This window comes from Bacteroidota bacterium, assembly GCA_017303905.1.
GTDB lineage: Bacteria > Bacteroidota > Bacteroidia > B-17B0 > Aurantibacillaceae > JAHEYG01.
The window spans coordinates 447514-462177 of sequence record JAFLBH010000003.1 but is presented as its reverse complement, the minus strand read 5'-3'; the positions used below and the strand labels follow the sequence as shown (position 1 = coordinate 462177).

General features: G+C 36.5%; 15 protein-coding genes. 9 read left to right on the top strand and 6 right to left on the bottom strand.

Annotated elements, in window-relative coordinates; genetic code table 11:
* Window positions 1-28 precede the first annotated feature (28 nt).
* Window positions 29-898: a phosphatidate cytidylyltransferase gene (locus tag J0L69_12660; protein MBN8694039.1), complete on the top strand. Its 870-nt coding sequence runs from the start codon at window positions 29-31 to the stop codon at window positions 896-898.
* Here the strand turns inward: J0L69_12660 and J0L69_12655 are convergent.
* The 3 genes from J0L69_12655 to tilS all read right to left on the bottom strand — a co-directional run bounded on the left by J0L69_12655 (window position 895) and on the right by tilS (window position 3112).
* The gene (locus J0L69_12655) at window positions 895-1182 is read right to left on the bottom strand and encodes a hypothetical protein (GenBank protein MBN8694038.1); all 288 of its coding nucleotides are present in this window, start codon (window positions 1180-1182) and stop codon (window positions 895-897) included. The two genes, J0L69_12660 and J0L69_12655, sit on opposite strands and share 4 nt — an antisense overlap.
* Before the next feature lie 68 nt (window positions 1183-1250).
* The gene (locus tag J0L69_12650; protein ID MBN8694037.1) at window positions 1251-1787 is read right to left on the bottom strand and encodes a hypothetical protein; all 537 of its coding nucleotides are present in this window, start codon (window positions 1785-1787) and stop codon (window positions 1251-1253) included.
* The gene (tilS, locus tag J0L69_12645) at window positions 1784-3112 is read right to left on the bottom strand and encodes a tRNA lysidine(34) synthetase TilS (GenBank protein MBN8694036.1); all 1329 of its coding nucleotides are present in this window, start codon (window positions 3110-3112) and stop codon (window positions 1784-1786) included. The genes J0L69_12650 and tilS overlap by 4 nt, the downstream gene beginning before the upstream one ends.
* 123 nt (window positions 3113-3235) lie before the next feature.
* On the opposite strand from tilS, the gene J0L69_12640 reads away from it, so the two are divergent.
* Window positions 3236-4579 (top strand): FAD-dependent monooxygenase, encoded by a 1344-nt coding sequence (locus J0L69_12640; GenBank protein MBN8694035.1) that lies wholly within the window; start codon window positions 3236-3238, stop codon window positions 4577-4579.
* Between the two features lies 1 nt (window position 4580).
* On the opposite strand, the gene J0L69_12635 is transcribed toward J0L69_12640, so the two are convergent.
* The 3 genes from J0L69_12635 to J0L69_12625 are packed head-to-tail and all read right to left on the bottom strand — an operon-like array spanning window position 4581 to window position 6096.
* Entirely contained in the window at window positions 4581-5519 is a 939-nt protein-coding gene (locus tag J0L69_12635) for a hypothetical protein (protein MBN8694034.1), read from the bottom strand.
* Between the two features lie 59 nt (window positions 5520-5578).
* Window positions 5579-5830 (bottom strand): hypothetical protein, encoded by a 252-nt coding sequence (locus J0L69_12630; protein ID MBN8694033.1) that lies wholly within the window; start codon window positions 5828-5830, stop codon window positions 5579-5581.
* Window positions 5831-5856: 26 nt separating this feature from the next.
* Window positions 5857-6096 (bottom strand): hypothetical protein, encoded by a 240-nt coding sequence (locus tag J0L69_12625; protein ID MBN8694032.1) that lies wholly within the window; start codon window positions 6094-6096, stop codon window positions 5857-5859.
* A 231-nt stretch (window positions 6097-6327) separates the two neighbouring features.
* Between J0L69_12625 and J0L69_12620 the strand changes: the two genes are divergently transcribed.
* From J0L69_12620 to J0L69_12590, 7 genes are all read left to right on the top strand, one after another.
* Window positions 6328-7317 carry an AAA family ATPase gene (locus J0L69_12620; GenBank protein MBN8694031.1) on the top strand — a complete coding sequence of 330 codons (990 nt, stop codon included), beginning with the start codon at window positions 6328-6330 and terminating at the stop codon, window positions 7315-7317.
* A gap of 70 nt (window positions 7318-7387) precedes the next feature.
* Window positions 7388-8254: a DUF58 domain-containing protein gene (locus J0L69_12615; GenBank protein MBN8694030.1), complete on the top strand. Its 867-nt coding sequence runs from the start codon at window positions 7388-7390 to the stop codon at window positions 8252-8254.
* Window positions 8255-8292: 38 nt separating this feature from the next.
* Window positions 8293-9270 (top strand): hypothetical protein, encoded by a 978-nt coding sequence (locus tag J0L69_12610; GenBank protein ID MBN8694029.1) that lies wholly within the window; start codon window positions 8293-8295, stop codon window positions 9268-9270.
* A complete protein-coding gene (locus J0L69_12605) occupies window positions 9267-10277 on the top strand; it encodes a VWA domain-containing protein (protein MBN8694028.1) in 1011 nt (336 codons plus the stop codon). The genes J0L69_12610 and J0L69_12605 overlap by 4 nt, the downstream gene beginning before the upstream one ends.
* Window position 10278: 1 nt before the next feature.
* Complete coding sequence (locus J0L69_12600; protein ID MBN8694027.1) at window positions 10279-11997, top strand: VWA domain-containing protein; 1719 nt, start codon at window positions 10279-10281, stop codon at window positions 11995-11997.
* 32 nt (window positions 11998-12029) lie between these two features.
* Entirely contained in the window at window positions 12030-13874 is a 1845-nt protein-coding gene (locus J0L69_12595; protein MBN8694026.1) for a protein BatD, read from the top strand.
* A complete protein-coding gene (locus J0L69_12590) occupies window positions 13867-14634 on the top strand; it encodes a tetratricopeptide repeat protein (GenBank protein MBN8694025.1) in 768 nt (255 codons plus the stop codon). The genes J0L69_12595 and J0L69_12590 overlap by 8 nt, the downstream gene beginning before the upstream one ends.
* The last annotated feature ends 30 nt before the right edge of the window (window positions 14635-14664 follow it).

Sequence of the window (14664 nt, the reverse complement as noted above, 5' to 3'; positions counted from 1 at the left end):
TTTTCGAATCGGGATTTTTAATTTAAAAATGGCGCTACATTTCAAAACTCTTCTTACCCGCACTCTTACCGCCGCTGTTTTTGTGGCTGTTTTACTATCTGCGGTTAATCATAGTTTTTTTTCGTTTGCAGCTTTGTTTTTTATAGTTGCGATTTGGGGATTATTCGAGTTCTTTCAAATTGCCAAGAAGCTTGGCGCAAAGCCGTTCAAAGTTGCGGGGTATGTGTCGGCTTTGTTTTTACTATCCGCTTCATTTATTCATAATGCCGGTTTCACCCAATTAAATTTCATTTGGTTGTACCTTGCAGGCTTATGTTGTTTTTCGTTGGTCTTTTTTTCGGCCTTGTTTTCGAAACACGAAAATGCGGTGAATGATGCCGCTTACACTTTATCCGGGATTGTTTATTCGGTTTTACCTTTTGTGATATTGCTCTATATTCCTTGTATTGATAAAAGCATTCAGCATAGTGAAACATTGCAGTTTAATTCGAATTACAACAATCATATTGTTCTTGGTTTGCTTTTATTAATATGGGCAAATGATTCTTATGCTTATTTGGTGGGAAGTTTAATTGGTAAAAGAAAATTACTGGAGAGAGTTTCTCCGGGTAAAACCTGGGAAGGCACCATAGGAGCTGCTATCTTAACTTTAGCCTCTTCACTATTGGTAGCCACTTGGTTTCCTGAGGTAGCGAAAGCTCATTGGATGGTGCTCAGTTTAATAGTATCTTTTATTGGTACACTAGGCGATTTATCAGAATCTCTTTTAAAAAGAAAAGCCGGCGTAAAAGATTCGGGCAGTATTATGCCGGGACATGGAGGTATACTCGACCGTTTTGACAGTTTAATGTTTATTGCGCCTTTTGCGTTGCTTTATTTAAGCTGGGTTTACGCTTAAATTTTAATGCGGTGAATACGTGTAATCGGAATCACAGTTCCTTGTTTTAAAATCACACGCTTATCCGTTACACCCCACACAGTTGTTTCAACCACGTAACAGTTTTTTTCATCTTCAAAGAAAATTTTGATTTTAGTTTGCTCGAGGTTGCCTAAAGTTAAGGCACGGTTTAATTCGCTTAAACGCTCTTTAATAGCATCATTATCCGATAAAACTTCTGCATCCGGAAATTTTAAGCCGGAAATCATTTCCTTCTCTATTTTTTCAAATGTTGCTGTATTCATGGGGAGGTGATTTTTTGTTAGTTAGTATAAATTATACGCTAAATACAGGCCCGGGTTACAGTGACTTATTAACTTTTTATCTGATTCTTTAGAATTTCAAAAAACTGACTGAGGTGCTGACTTCCAATGCGATAAGTAAAGCCGGCAGTATCCCTCATTTCGATAAAATCATGACCACTTGTATAAAACCTGATGACACCTTTGGAGTGTAAATTATAAACGGCACGCCTGAAAATATTACGTTTGTATCGTCCTTTACGGATATGAGTAATTGTACTGAAATCAATTTTTACTTTACGTGCCGTCCAAAATCCATCAATAATCATATAACCATTATACACCCGTGTATGTGTGTGTAATACATAAGTTAATCCCGCTGAAATGATCAAAATAATCAATCCTAATAAAAAGAAAATTTCACCCGAATTTGGTATGTTTTGTATAGGATAAGAACCAATGTAAAACACAGCCACCTTAACCGGTTTAGGATTCTCGCTCCAGTAATAGCCTAAAAAACAAAATAAAGCCAATAGCATCCGCCAGATAATACTAAGGCGATTATGCCCCATGTACTGTTTTTCTTCAAATAGAATTTCGCTACTCACGGTTTAAGTAAACTTAATTTTAAAACTTTTTTAGTGACCTCTGTTATTTTGTATCTATCATCTATGCGCTTTCCTATAACCCAAACAATATCTTCATTCGAATTGCAAAGCACAAAAGTATTTTCCTTTTCAAAAACAGAAATTTTATTGCTGATGAAAAAATCACTCAGTTTTTTAAATCCTTTCATTCCTAAAGGCATAAACTTATCGCCATACTTCCATTTTCTAATGGTTAATGGAAATTTTAATTTATTATAATCAAGTAAAGCAATTTTTTCGTCACCCGTGATTTTGAATTTTTCACCTGTTTCAGTTTTAAGTTTCGGTGAAGCTTTTGTAAAATCACTTAATTTCTGAATAACAAACTCGTTTTCGTCTGATACTTCTGTTTGTGGTTTTACAATGATTCTGTTACGGTCTATCAGCAAAATGTGAGTAGCTGAATTAAAAATTTTCCCAGTATTATTTTCTTTTAAACCCTTAAATAATTGTTCGGTTTGCGAAGAATTAAAACCTAACGGACTCAACCATTCATGTAATAGTAAAGCGCCGGATAATTCTAGCTTTAGCTTAGAAATATCAATGTAAAATACATCCTTGTCCTTGGCTGTTATCAGTTTCGTTTTTTCAGAAATGTAATTATCAATAATTATACTCACCTCCTTAAATAAAACAATGTTATTATTAAAAGTGGATTCGATGGACGGATTTAATTTTTTCAAAGCCGGAATCACTTTATGACGAAGAAGATTACGCGCATACTTTACTTCATCGTTACTGCTGTCATGTCTGAAATTAATTTTTTTAGTCTCAGCAAATTTCAAAATCTCATTCTTAGAGGCAAATAAAAGCGGCCTCACTAAATGGTCTTGCTTTTCAGGAATTCCTTGCAAGCCTTTTAATCCTGTACCGCGTGTTAAATTGATAAGCAGGGTTTCTACATTATCATTGGCATGATGGGCAGTTAAAATAAAATCAAAATGACATTGGTGTCGCAATTCTTTAAACCAGTGATAACGCAATTCGCGGGCTGCCATTTGTACCGACAGTTTTTTTATTTTCACATATGATTTGGTATCGAATTGTTTAATGTGAATTTTTACGCCCATTTTTTTTGCAAAGGCCATGCAAAATTTCTCATCAGCCTCCGATTCTTTCCCTCTCAGATTAAAGTTGCAGTGCGCTAATTCAAATTTGTAACCATTTTCTTTTAAGAGATGCGTTAACACAACCGAATCTACGCCGCCGCTAAATGCTACGAGTAGTTTGTCTTTTTTTGAAAACAAACCGGCACTTTCAACTCTAACTTTAAATTCACTGAGCATTAAACAAATATACTAAAAAGCAAAGTCATTCACTTTCAATTATGATGGAAACAAATGGCTTATTTTTTTGTTTTTCCTTAGTAAAATCAAAGCTTTTATGTAAACTTGCTTATTCTAAAACCTATGAATAAAAACGTAAACATCATCGGAGCCGGCCTTGTGGGCTCGTTATTATCCATTTATCTCGCAAAAAAAGGATATAAGGTTAATATTTATGAGCGCCGACCGGATATGCGTAAAACAAAAATGTCAGCCGGAAAATCAATAAACCTGGCCTTAAGTGATAGAGGCTGGCGCGGATTGGAAGGTGTTGGAATTGCCGATGAGGTACGCAAAATCGCGATACCTATGTACGGACGATTTATTCATAATCGCGACGGATCAACGGCCTTTCAGCCTTATGGAAAGAAGGAACAAGCCATCTACTCTGTTTCTCGTGCAGAGATAAACATGAAGTTGATGGATTTAGCCGAGCGTGAAGCGGGTGTAAAAATTCATTTTAATGAACGTTGCACTGCGGTTGACAGGGTGAAGATGGAAGCCTCATTTATGAATGAGGAAAATAAAAACACTTCGGTTTCAAGCAGCGATTTGATTTTTGGAGCAGATGGCGCCTTCGCGGCTTCACGCTTAAACATGCAGCTCAACAACGATCGTTTCGAGTACAATCAACATTATATTTCTGCGGGCTATAAAGAATTGATTATTCCTCCGGGAGAGGGCGGTACTTTCTTAATGGAGAAAAACGCATTGCATATTTGGCCGCGCGGAAGTTTCATGATGATTGCCTTACCAAATCCGGATGGTAATTTTACGTGTACATTATTTTTACCATTTGAAGGTGAGAAGTCATTTGAGAAATTAAAAACCCGTGAGGATGTGACGAAATTTTTTAATGAAGAATTTCCGGATGCAGTGCCACTAATGCCAACATTGCTTGATGATTTTTTCAATAATCCAACTTCATCACTTGTTACTGTTAAATGTTTTCCGTGGGTATTCGATAACAAAGTGGCATTAATTGGAGATGCAGCACATGCGATTGTTCCTTTTTTCGGACAAGGTATGAATTGTGGATTTGAAGATTGTGTAGTGTTAAATGAATTAATAACCAAATACAACGAAGACTGGAATAAAATTTTACCGGAGTACCAATCATTACGTAAACCGGACGGTGATGCCATTGCTGATTTGGCGATTGCGAATTTTATTGAAATGCGTGATAAAACCGCCGATCCTAAATTTTTATTACAGAAAAAAATTGAAGCACGCTTCAATGAAAAATATCCTGATAAATGGATTCCGCTTTACAGTATGGTGACGTATAGTCCGCATATACGTTATAGCACAGCATTAAAAGAAGGTGCGCGACAAGAAGCCATCATGCAAAAAATTATGGCGATGCCGGATATTGAAAAGAAGTGGGATAGTGAAGAAGTAGAAAAGGAAATATTAAAGCATATTTAGCTTATTCCGCTAACCATTTTTCCACTTCCGTCTGGTCAAGCTCCATGTAATTCACCCAATGCTCAACGGTTGAGTTGTTAATGAGGTAAATTGTTGGAAGATTAGTTCCTGCCAGAAAAATAAACGGTCTCGCACGCAACATGCAATAAGGAATGTTTTGTGTTTTTGTGTCTTCATAAAATCCTTCCATTTTTTTCTCTTCACCATTTAAAATAAAATAGATACTTATGTTGGGGTTTTTCTCTAACATAATTCTCATTTTTTTCGCGGCAATTCTACAATGCGGACATGACAAACTCATGAACGCTAGAATGTGTTTACCTTTAGATAGCGATTTGGGAGGTATATTTACTTTAGCATTGTTGTATAAAGTATCTAAGGGAATCTCGAAATTTTCTTCAGGTTTATTCAAGTATGATTCAGAATAATCCAAATCAACATAATTTAAAACATGAGGCATTGCCATGGAAGTAACAAAAAAAGTAATACTTAACCATTTACTTAATTTTCCGAATGTAAAACCTTCATGCATTTTGTAAATTAATCCACAAACCCCCATCATAATAACGTTTTTGATTATTGCCTGAAGTGGTGTCATTGCCAAAGCATTACCAAAGCATCCGCAATTTCCGTTATTGCCCTCTCTCAAAATCATGATTAACAGGTATACGGTGAAGAAAACAAGAACAGCGGAAGTAAGTTTAATGGTGAATTTCTTAAGGTGTAGATTAAAGAATAACATTAAACCAATAAAAAATTCAAGCCCAATCATAAAACGGGCAATAAATGGTGCAAATGTCCAGCCTCCAATTCCTAAATCCACAAAAGTGTATTCGAAAGGCTCAATAGGATATAATTTAGTGTAGCCTGAATAGATAAAAAGTAAGCCCATTAAACTGCTTAATACAATCCAAACTATTTTAAGAATTTTCTCTTTCATTGAAACAAAAAAAGGCGTTCAATTTTGAACGCCTAATTTATAAAACAATTGTCAAACAATTAGTCTAATTTACAATCGTAAGTGTCTGTAAAACTACCACCTGTAACAGTTGTAACTTCTGTGCGAGAAGCACAAGCAGAATTAGCTTCATGTTTTGAAGCGTTTTCCCAAGTTTGAATTTCAGTTGAAGTTGTGCTTGCTGAACTAAAAGAACTAGTAGATGTAACTGTACAAGTACAAGTTCTTGCTTTATGACATGATGATAAGCTTACTATAGCTACCAACATTAATGGAATAAATACTTTTTTCATTTTATAATATTTAAAATTGTTTATAATTAACTTAATTTGCAATCTTGAGTATTAACATTTGTCCCAGAAGAAGTGGTTGATGTCCAAGTTCTTTTTTGACAAGCATCTTTAGCATCTTTCTTGCTAATTTTCTTGATTGTAATAGTAGTAGTTGTTGAACCACTAGAGCTTGAACTTGTGTTAGTACAAGTACAAGTGCGGTCTTTTTTGCAAGACGCAAAGCTGATTGCTAATGCTGCAACAGCTAAAATTGTAATTTTTTTCATAGTTGAATTTTTAAAAATTTTACCAAAAATAAAGAAATATTTGGAATCTCAAACTACGTATTAAAGGGTATTTTTTTTGTTATTTATAACCTGTCTAAATAAGCCCTTTTTTTAACCTTTCATTAACCTTAGCCAAACAACGTTAATCCCCTCTGAGGGTTAACATCTTTTAACAGGCCCTTTACCCTCGTAAACCCGCGTCATTGCTAATTTTGAACACATTTTTTACTTATGGTAGATATCAGAGAAATTAACGAAAGAATTCAGCGCGAAAGTGCTTTTGTCGACCTCCTAACCGTTGAAATGGATAAGGTCATTGTGGGTCAGAAACACATGGTGGAGCGATTACTTATTGGTTTACTCAGTAACGGACATATCCTTTTGGAAGGGGTTCCGGGCTTGGCAAAAACTTTGGCAATTAACACGTTAGCTAAGTGTGTGAAGGCTGATTTCAGTCGTATTCAGTTTACACCCGATTTATTGCCGGCCGATTTAATCGGTACCATGATTTACAATCAAAAGCAAGAACAGTTCTCCATTCGTAAAGGTCCTATTTTTGCCAATTTCGTATTGGCTGATGAGATTAACCGTGCTCCGGCAAAAGTGCAATCGGCTTTATTAGAGGCCATGCAAGAGAAACAGGTAACTATCGGTGATCAAACGTTTCCTTTACCAAATCCTTTCTTAGTACTTGCTACTCAGAATCCGGTAGAGCAAGAGGGAACTTATCCATTACCTGAAGCGCAAATGGATCGTTTTATGTTAAAAGTAGTGATTGGCTATCCAACCAAGGAAGATGAAAGAAAAATCATCGCTTCTAACATTTCTCCGCAAGGAATGCCAAAACCAAATGCAGTTTTAAATCCTGAAGATATTCTTAAAGCACGTGCTGCTGTTAAAGATGTATATATGGATGAAAAAATTGAACGCTACATTGTAGATATTGTTTTTGCAACACGTTTCCCTAAAGAATATAAATTAGATAAGTTCGACGGACTTATTTCTTACGGTGGTTCACCTCGTGCAAGTATAAATCTTGCATTAGCAGCTAAAGCTTACGCTTTTATTAAACGCCGCGGTTACGTAATTCCTGAAGATGTACGCGCAATTTGTACGGATGTGATGCGTCATCGTATCGGGTTAACTTACGAAGCGGAAGCAGAAAATATTACTACCGAAAACATCATTACCGAAATATTAAATACTGTTGAAGTACCCTAGTAGTTGGTAGTTCGTAGAATTTAATTGCGAATGCCATCTACGAACTACTAACTACCAACTACGAACTAAAATGGAAACAGCTGAGCTGCTAAAAAAAGTACGCAAAATCGAAATCAAAACCCGCGGGTTAAGTCGCCAGATTTTTTCCGGTGAATACCATAGCGCGTTTAAAGGAAGGGGTATGGCGTTTTCCGAAGTTCGCGAATATACACCCGGTGATGATGTTCGCACCATCGACTGGAATGTGACAGCTCGTTTCAATACGCCTTATGTGAAGGTGTTTGAAGAAGAACGTGAGCTCAGCGTAGTATTATTGGTTGATGTAAGTGCAAGCGGATTTTTCGGAACACAAAAGCAATTCAAAAAAGATTTGATTACCGAATTGTGTGCAGTGGTTGCATTTTCAGCTTCCACCAATAATGATAAAATCGGAATTATTTTCTTTTCCGATAAAATCGAAAAGTTTATTCCGCCTAAAAAAGGAAAATCGCACGTACTTCGTATCATTCGTGAGCTGATTGACTTTAAAGCAGAAAGCAAGGGAACAAATGTTGAATTGGCTCTGAAATATTTAACGAATGTGATTAAGAAACGCAGCACCGTGTTTTTGATTTCAGATTTTTATTCAACGGCCAATTATTCTGACGCGCTTAAAATTGCCAATAAAAAACATGATGTGATTGCTTTAAAAGTGAATGACAAAGCGGAAATGGAAATTCCGAAAGTAGGCTTGATTAAGCTGAAAGATAATGAAAGCGGGAAGACAATGTGGGTAGATACTAGCAGCTCTTCTTTTCAAAAACAATTTAAATTAAATCTTTTGAAACGTGAGGATGCCGTGAAGGAAAATTTTAATCGCAGTGGTGTAGACTATTGCGATATATATACACACGAAGGGTATATTAAACCATTAATGAATTTATTTAAGAGACGATAAGAGTTTGAATGAGATTTAAAATAACACATATTTTCCTTATGACGTTTTTTGCACTCTTGTGTTGCTTGGGTTATTCTCAAAACATTCGTGTAAATGCGGTTATTGATTCAAGTAAAATCCGGATTGGTGAAGAAACTAAATTGGATTTGTATGTTACTTATGATGTAAATGCGCAAAAAAATATTAAAATAGATTGGCCCTCATTCGAAGATACTATCTCAGGTAAAGTAGAGATTATTTCTAAAACACCAATCGATTCAACTATTCCTGATAAAAGCAATCCGGGTGTTATTCAATACCATCAGCAGTTCGTGGTTTCAGCTTACGATTCGGGTTATTTCGCAATCCCTCCTTTTAAGTTTATTGTGAATGATGATACAGCAAATCCTTATTTAACGGAGGCTTTGTTTTTAGAAGTAAATACTGTTCCAACTGACACTACCGATGCCACTGTAAAGGATATCAAACCTCCTTTTGAAGAACCTTTTGATTGGAAATGGTATTTGCCTACGGTGTATACAATCGGCGGTGCCATTTTGATTTTGGCGCTTATCATTTTTATTATTATGCGATTAACCCGCAAAAAACCGGAGGCTATTGTAGAACGCAAACCGGATATTCCGCCACACATTCTTGCCTTGGAACAGCTGGAGAAAATTAAAGCGGAGCAAATTTGGAAAGACGGAAAAACAAAAGAATATTATTCAGCCATTACGGATTCTATTCGTTTATATATAGAAGGACGATTTGGTATACAAGCACTCGAGTTAACCACTGATGAAATTATGCGAGCATTTAGATCGCAAGTGGTAGACTCATTAAGCAAGGAAAAATTACAACAGTTATTGGTACTCGCGGATCTTGTAAAATTCGCTAAACAAATTCCAATTGAACAGGAGCATACTTTAGCATTGCAAAATGCCATTGATTTTGTAAATGGCACAAAACGTGAGGAAGAATATCAGGCAGAAGAAGTGAAAGTAGAAACGAACGATAATACTCAGCAACCGTCATGATTTCGTTTTTGGAAGACATACAGTTTGCCGAAAAGCAATGGTTCTGGTTGTTTCTGTTACTTCCGGCAATGTTGGTTTGGTATCTCATCCGTTTAAAGAATTATGAGGGGGAGTTGAATTTTTCTTCTTTCGACAATTTTAAAAACATTGGTTCTTCATTAAAAGCTAAACTTCGTCATTCTACCTTTGCGTTACGTTTAATCGGTATTTCTCTTTTAATTCTCGCTTTGGCTCGTCCGCAATCGCGCAGCAGCTGGAAGGACGTTAAAACAGAAGGTATCGATATTGTTATATCAATGGATATTTCCTTATCCATGCTTGCAAAGGATTTTAAACCTAATCGATTGGAAGTAGCGAAGGAAGTTATTTTAGATTTTATTGATGCTCGTCCGAATGATAAAATCGGTATGGTTATTTTCAGTGGTGAAGCGTTTACACAATGTCCGCTTACTGTAGATCATAAGGTATTAAAGAATATGTTCCCTGAAATTAAAGCGGGTATGCTGGATCAGGGAACCGCTATTGGTTTAGGATTGGCGAGCGCAGTATCCCGCTTAAAAGACAGCAAGGCAAAGAGTAAAGTAATTATCTTGATTTCCGACGGTGTGAGTAATGTGGGAGAAATCACTCCGCTTACGGCAGGAGAAATTGCGCAAACTTATGGTTTGCGTGTTTATACAATTGGTGTTGGAAGTAAAGGAAAAGCTTTACAGCCGGTGGCCATGTATCCGAACGGACAATTAGAATATGATTATGTAGATGTTGAAATTGATGAAGCGGTGATGAATAAGATTTCACAAATGACGGGCGGGAAATATTTCCGTGCTACAGATAAAGAAAGTCTTTCTAATATTTATAAGGAAATCGATAAGATGGAAAAAACCATTATTAGCGAAAAAAGTTTCACCAATAAGGCAGAGCATTTTTTACCATTTGCTCTTGGAGCATTAATAAGTTTACTGCTTGAGTTTCTATTAAAACGTACCATTTTTAAATCAGTGCCATAAAATGTTCAGGTTCGAGAATCACATATTTTTTTATGCCTTTGCCATTTTGCCGGTGATGCTGATAATTTTTATCTGGTATTTATACAGCACAAAAAAGCAATTGAAAAAATTAGGCGAGTATAACCTGGTAAAATCGTTGGTGCCCGATGTATCAAAATCAAAAAAGGTAACAAAGTTTATTTTGTTATTGCTTGGTTTTAGTAGTTTGATTTTAGCGTTATGCAATTTGCAAACCGGTAGTAAAACCGAGGAAGTAAAACGTGAAGGCGCTGATATCATTGTGTGTTTGGATGTTTCCAATTCGATGATGGCACAGGATTTAAGTCCGAACCGTTTAGAACGCGCCAAATATGCTTTAGAGAAGATGATTGATAAATTGCAGGGCGATCGCTTGGGAATTATTGTTTTTGCCGGAGAGGCTTATGTTCAATTGCCAATCACAACAGATTATAGCGCTGCCAAGTTGTTTTTAGGAAGTATTAATACAGAAATGGTGCCTACTCAAGGTACAAATATCGGTGCCGCAATCCGAAAAGCGTTAGAGGGTTTTAGTAAAGATGAAGAAAAGAATAAGACCATTGTAGTAATAACGGATGGTGAGAACCACGAACCGGAAGCGGTGGAAGCAGCAGAGGAAGCGGCCAAAGCCGGAATCATAATTAATACCATTGGAGTAGGATCCGAGAATGGTGTGCCTATTCCGATTATGCAGGGCGGACAAGTAGCAGGCTATAGAAAAGATAAAGATGGTAATACTGTAGTTACTAAATTAAATAAAGAGGTGTTGCAGGAAATTGCAGGAAAGACGGATGGTATCTTTGTTCAAGCAACCAATGCGGATATTGGATTAAATGCTATTTTAGATAAGTTAGCGCAGATGGATAAAAAAATGATTGATACAAAAATGTTTACCGATTATGAAGACCAGTTTCAGTGGTTTTTGGGATTGGCTTTATTGTTTTTGATCTTAGAATTTTTCATCAGTGAAAGGGTAAGTAATTGGTTCCGTAATTTCTTTAATAAAGTTACAGCCGATAAAAAGTCTACAGCTGCACTTGCGCTTTTAACCTTAAGTACAATTGATGCGGCAGCTCAAAATGATAAACAACTTATCTATGAAGGCAATAATAATTATCACAGTGCAAGAAATATCCAGGCAATTAATAACTACCGTGAAGCATTAAAGGCTAAGCCGGATAACCGCAAGGCAAATTTTAATTTGGGTGATGCGATTTATAAGGAGGCCATGGGAGTGAAAAACTCCAAGAATCAGAATCCTATCATGGGAATGAAGCCCGATTCCCTGGCTAATATCATGTTTGATGAAGCAGCCGGTCAGTTCGATTTAATTTCACAAACAGTATCTGATAAAGACACTTTGCATCGTGCGCTCCATAATTTAGGTAATTGTCGTTTGCAGCAAAAAAACTACCAAGCTGCTGTGGATGCTTATAAAAAGTCATTAAAGCTTAACTCAAAAGATGAGGAAACCCGTTATAATTTAGCCTACGCATTAAAAAAACTGAAAGAGCAACAAAAGAATCAGAACAAGGATAATCAACAACAGCAACAGCAGCAACAACAGCAGCAACAACAACCTCAAATGTCGAAGGAACAAGCCGAACAGATGTTGAACGCTCTAAAAAATGCAGAGCAAAAATTGCAGGGCAAGAAGAAGAAAGGTGAGGGACAGAAAGTGAAAACGGAGAAGGATTGGTAGGAGACAGAATAATTAAAGTATAAGAAGTAAGAATGAGTTTAATGAGAAATAGTTTAAGCAATAGAATTAAAACAATAGCCCTTGCGTTATTTGTTTTTGCCTGTGCTTTTTCTTTTGCTCAAAAGATAGAAGTACAAGTAAGCTCCTCACGTGTACAAGTGGGTGTTCCTTTTCAAATTGCCTTTACCGTTAACTCTACTCCGTCTACTTACACACCTCCCGATTTTAAGGATTTCGATATTTACTCCGGACCTAATCAGAGTCAGAGTATGCAATACATCAACGGAAATATGTCGCAATCATTCTCCATCTCATTTTTAATCGCTGCCAAACGGGAAGGTAAGATTACGATAGGTCCTATGACCATGTTGGTTGGCGGACAAAACATAAAGTCGGCACCTCTTACTATTGAGGCTTCTAAGGGAGCGAGCTCAGGCCAAACGCAGCAAGGTAATACAGGTGGAGGTGATGATGGAGGTGTAAGTACGAAAGTGAGTGGTGAAGATGTTTTTCTTCGCACTACTGTAAGTAAAACAAAGTGTTATTTAGGAGAACAGGTTACTGTAACGCAAAAAGTGTATTCACGATTAGACTTACGCGGGTTTCAAAACGTGAAATTTCCTTCTTACAATGGTTTTTGGTCACAAACACAGGAGAATACAGGAAACATTCAGTTACAAATTGAGAATGTAGACGGTGTAAATTATTACGTTGGTGAATTTAGCAGAACGTATGTTTTCCCTCAGCGCACCGGACAGCTTACGATTGATCCAACCGAATTGGAATGTGTGGTAAGAAAACAAAGCAGCAAAAAGCCGCGTAATATTTTTGAGCAGTTTTTTGGAACCGGAGGATATGAGGATGTAGCGGTTAAGGTGAAGAGCAAGCCGATTGTTATTAATGTGCAAGCTTTACCTGAGGAAAATAAACCAAATGGTTTTCTGGGTGGTGTAGGAAGTTTTAATTACAAAGCAGAAGCCAGTAAAAGTAATGTTAAAGCAAATGACGCTTTTAATTTGAAAATCACGATTAGCGGAAAGGGGAATGTGAAATTAATTGAGCCGCCTAAATTAAATTTACCGGAGAGTTTTGAAAGCTACGAGCCAAAAATTTCAGAGAATATTTCAAATGCCGGCGGTGTAAGTGGTTCTAAAACCTATAATTATTTAATCATTCCACGCGAGGCAGGAGAGTTTACAATTGGCGGATTGGATTTCAGTTATTTTGATGCGGAAAAAAAGAAGTATGTTACAATTCCTTCCGCTGAAATGAAAATTACCGTAACGCCGGGTGATGGTAAAGGGGATGCCGCTGCAAAAGTCTTTGATCATTTAAAGCATGAAGTAAAGGAAACTGAAAATGACATCCGTTATATTAAGAAGGGAGATTTACTTTTAGCGCGAAATGAGTCTGAGTTTTTTAATTCTACCACGCATGTTTTATTAATGGTATTACCATTGTTATTGTTTGCCGGTGGAATGAGTTATCGCTCGTATTACCTCAAGCGTAATAGCGATGTGGTGGCAGTAAAGGGACGAAAAGCTGCTGCTGTTGCAAAGAAGCAATTGGTGAATGCGGAAAAGCAAATGAAGCAAAATAACAAGGAATTGTTTTATACAGAAGTCATTAATGCTATCAATCATTACTTAGGAAATAAATTTAATATTGCGGTGGCTGATTTATCAAAGGAAAACATTGGTAAGGAATTAAATCAACGCATGATTAAACCTGATTTACAAAATAAATTATTCGATACTATCAATGTGTGCGAAATGGCGAAGTATGCGCCAGGAGCAGTAAGTGGTGATTTGCAAAAGGTATATAATGATACTGTGGAATTAATTTCTGAAATGGAAAGTGAATTGAAAAATGCATAAGGTTATTTACATATCGTTTGTATTCTTTCTTCTAACCGTAAAGTCATTGGCTCAAGCGGATAAGGCGGATTTGGATTTTGCAGCGCAGGCTGAAACTTATTATGAAGCCAAAAATTACAAGAAGGCAATTGAAGCATATGAAAAGCTGGCATCTAAAGGATATAGCTCGTGGAGATTATATTATAATTTGGGAAATGCTTATTATAAGAACAATCAGTTAGGGAAAGCAATATATAATTATGAACGTGCCAAGAAACTGGATCCTAAAAACGAAGATGTCATCAACAACATTACGTTGGCTTATTCTAAAACCGTTGATAAAATTGAAGTGAAGGAAAACTTTTTTGTGAATGCCGTAAAAACAAATGTCTTAAGTTCTTTTTCAACTACCACCTGGGCTTGGTTCACTGTGGGTTTAAGTGCATTCTTGTTTGTGTTTTTGTATTTGTTTTTCGCCGGACCAACCACTGTTATACGCAGGGCATCTTTCTTTGTTTCCATAGTTTTGGTAGTGGCTTTCTTTATTGTTTATTTCCTTGGTAAGTCTGCAGTGAATGCGAAAGTTCAAACAAGTTTCGCTGTGATAACAACGCCGGTAGTTAAAATATTTCCGGAACCATCCGCAACATCGGTATCAAAATTCAGTTTGCATGAAGGTACCCGTGTAAAAATCATGGAGTATAATGCCGACTGGATACTCATAAAGTTAGAAAACGGTAATGAAGGTTGGTTAAAAACCAACGATGTAGGAGTATTTTAATTCGGGATTTCGCAGTATTAAACAGATTCC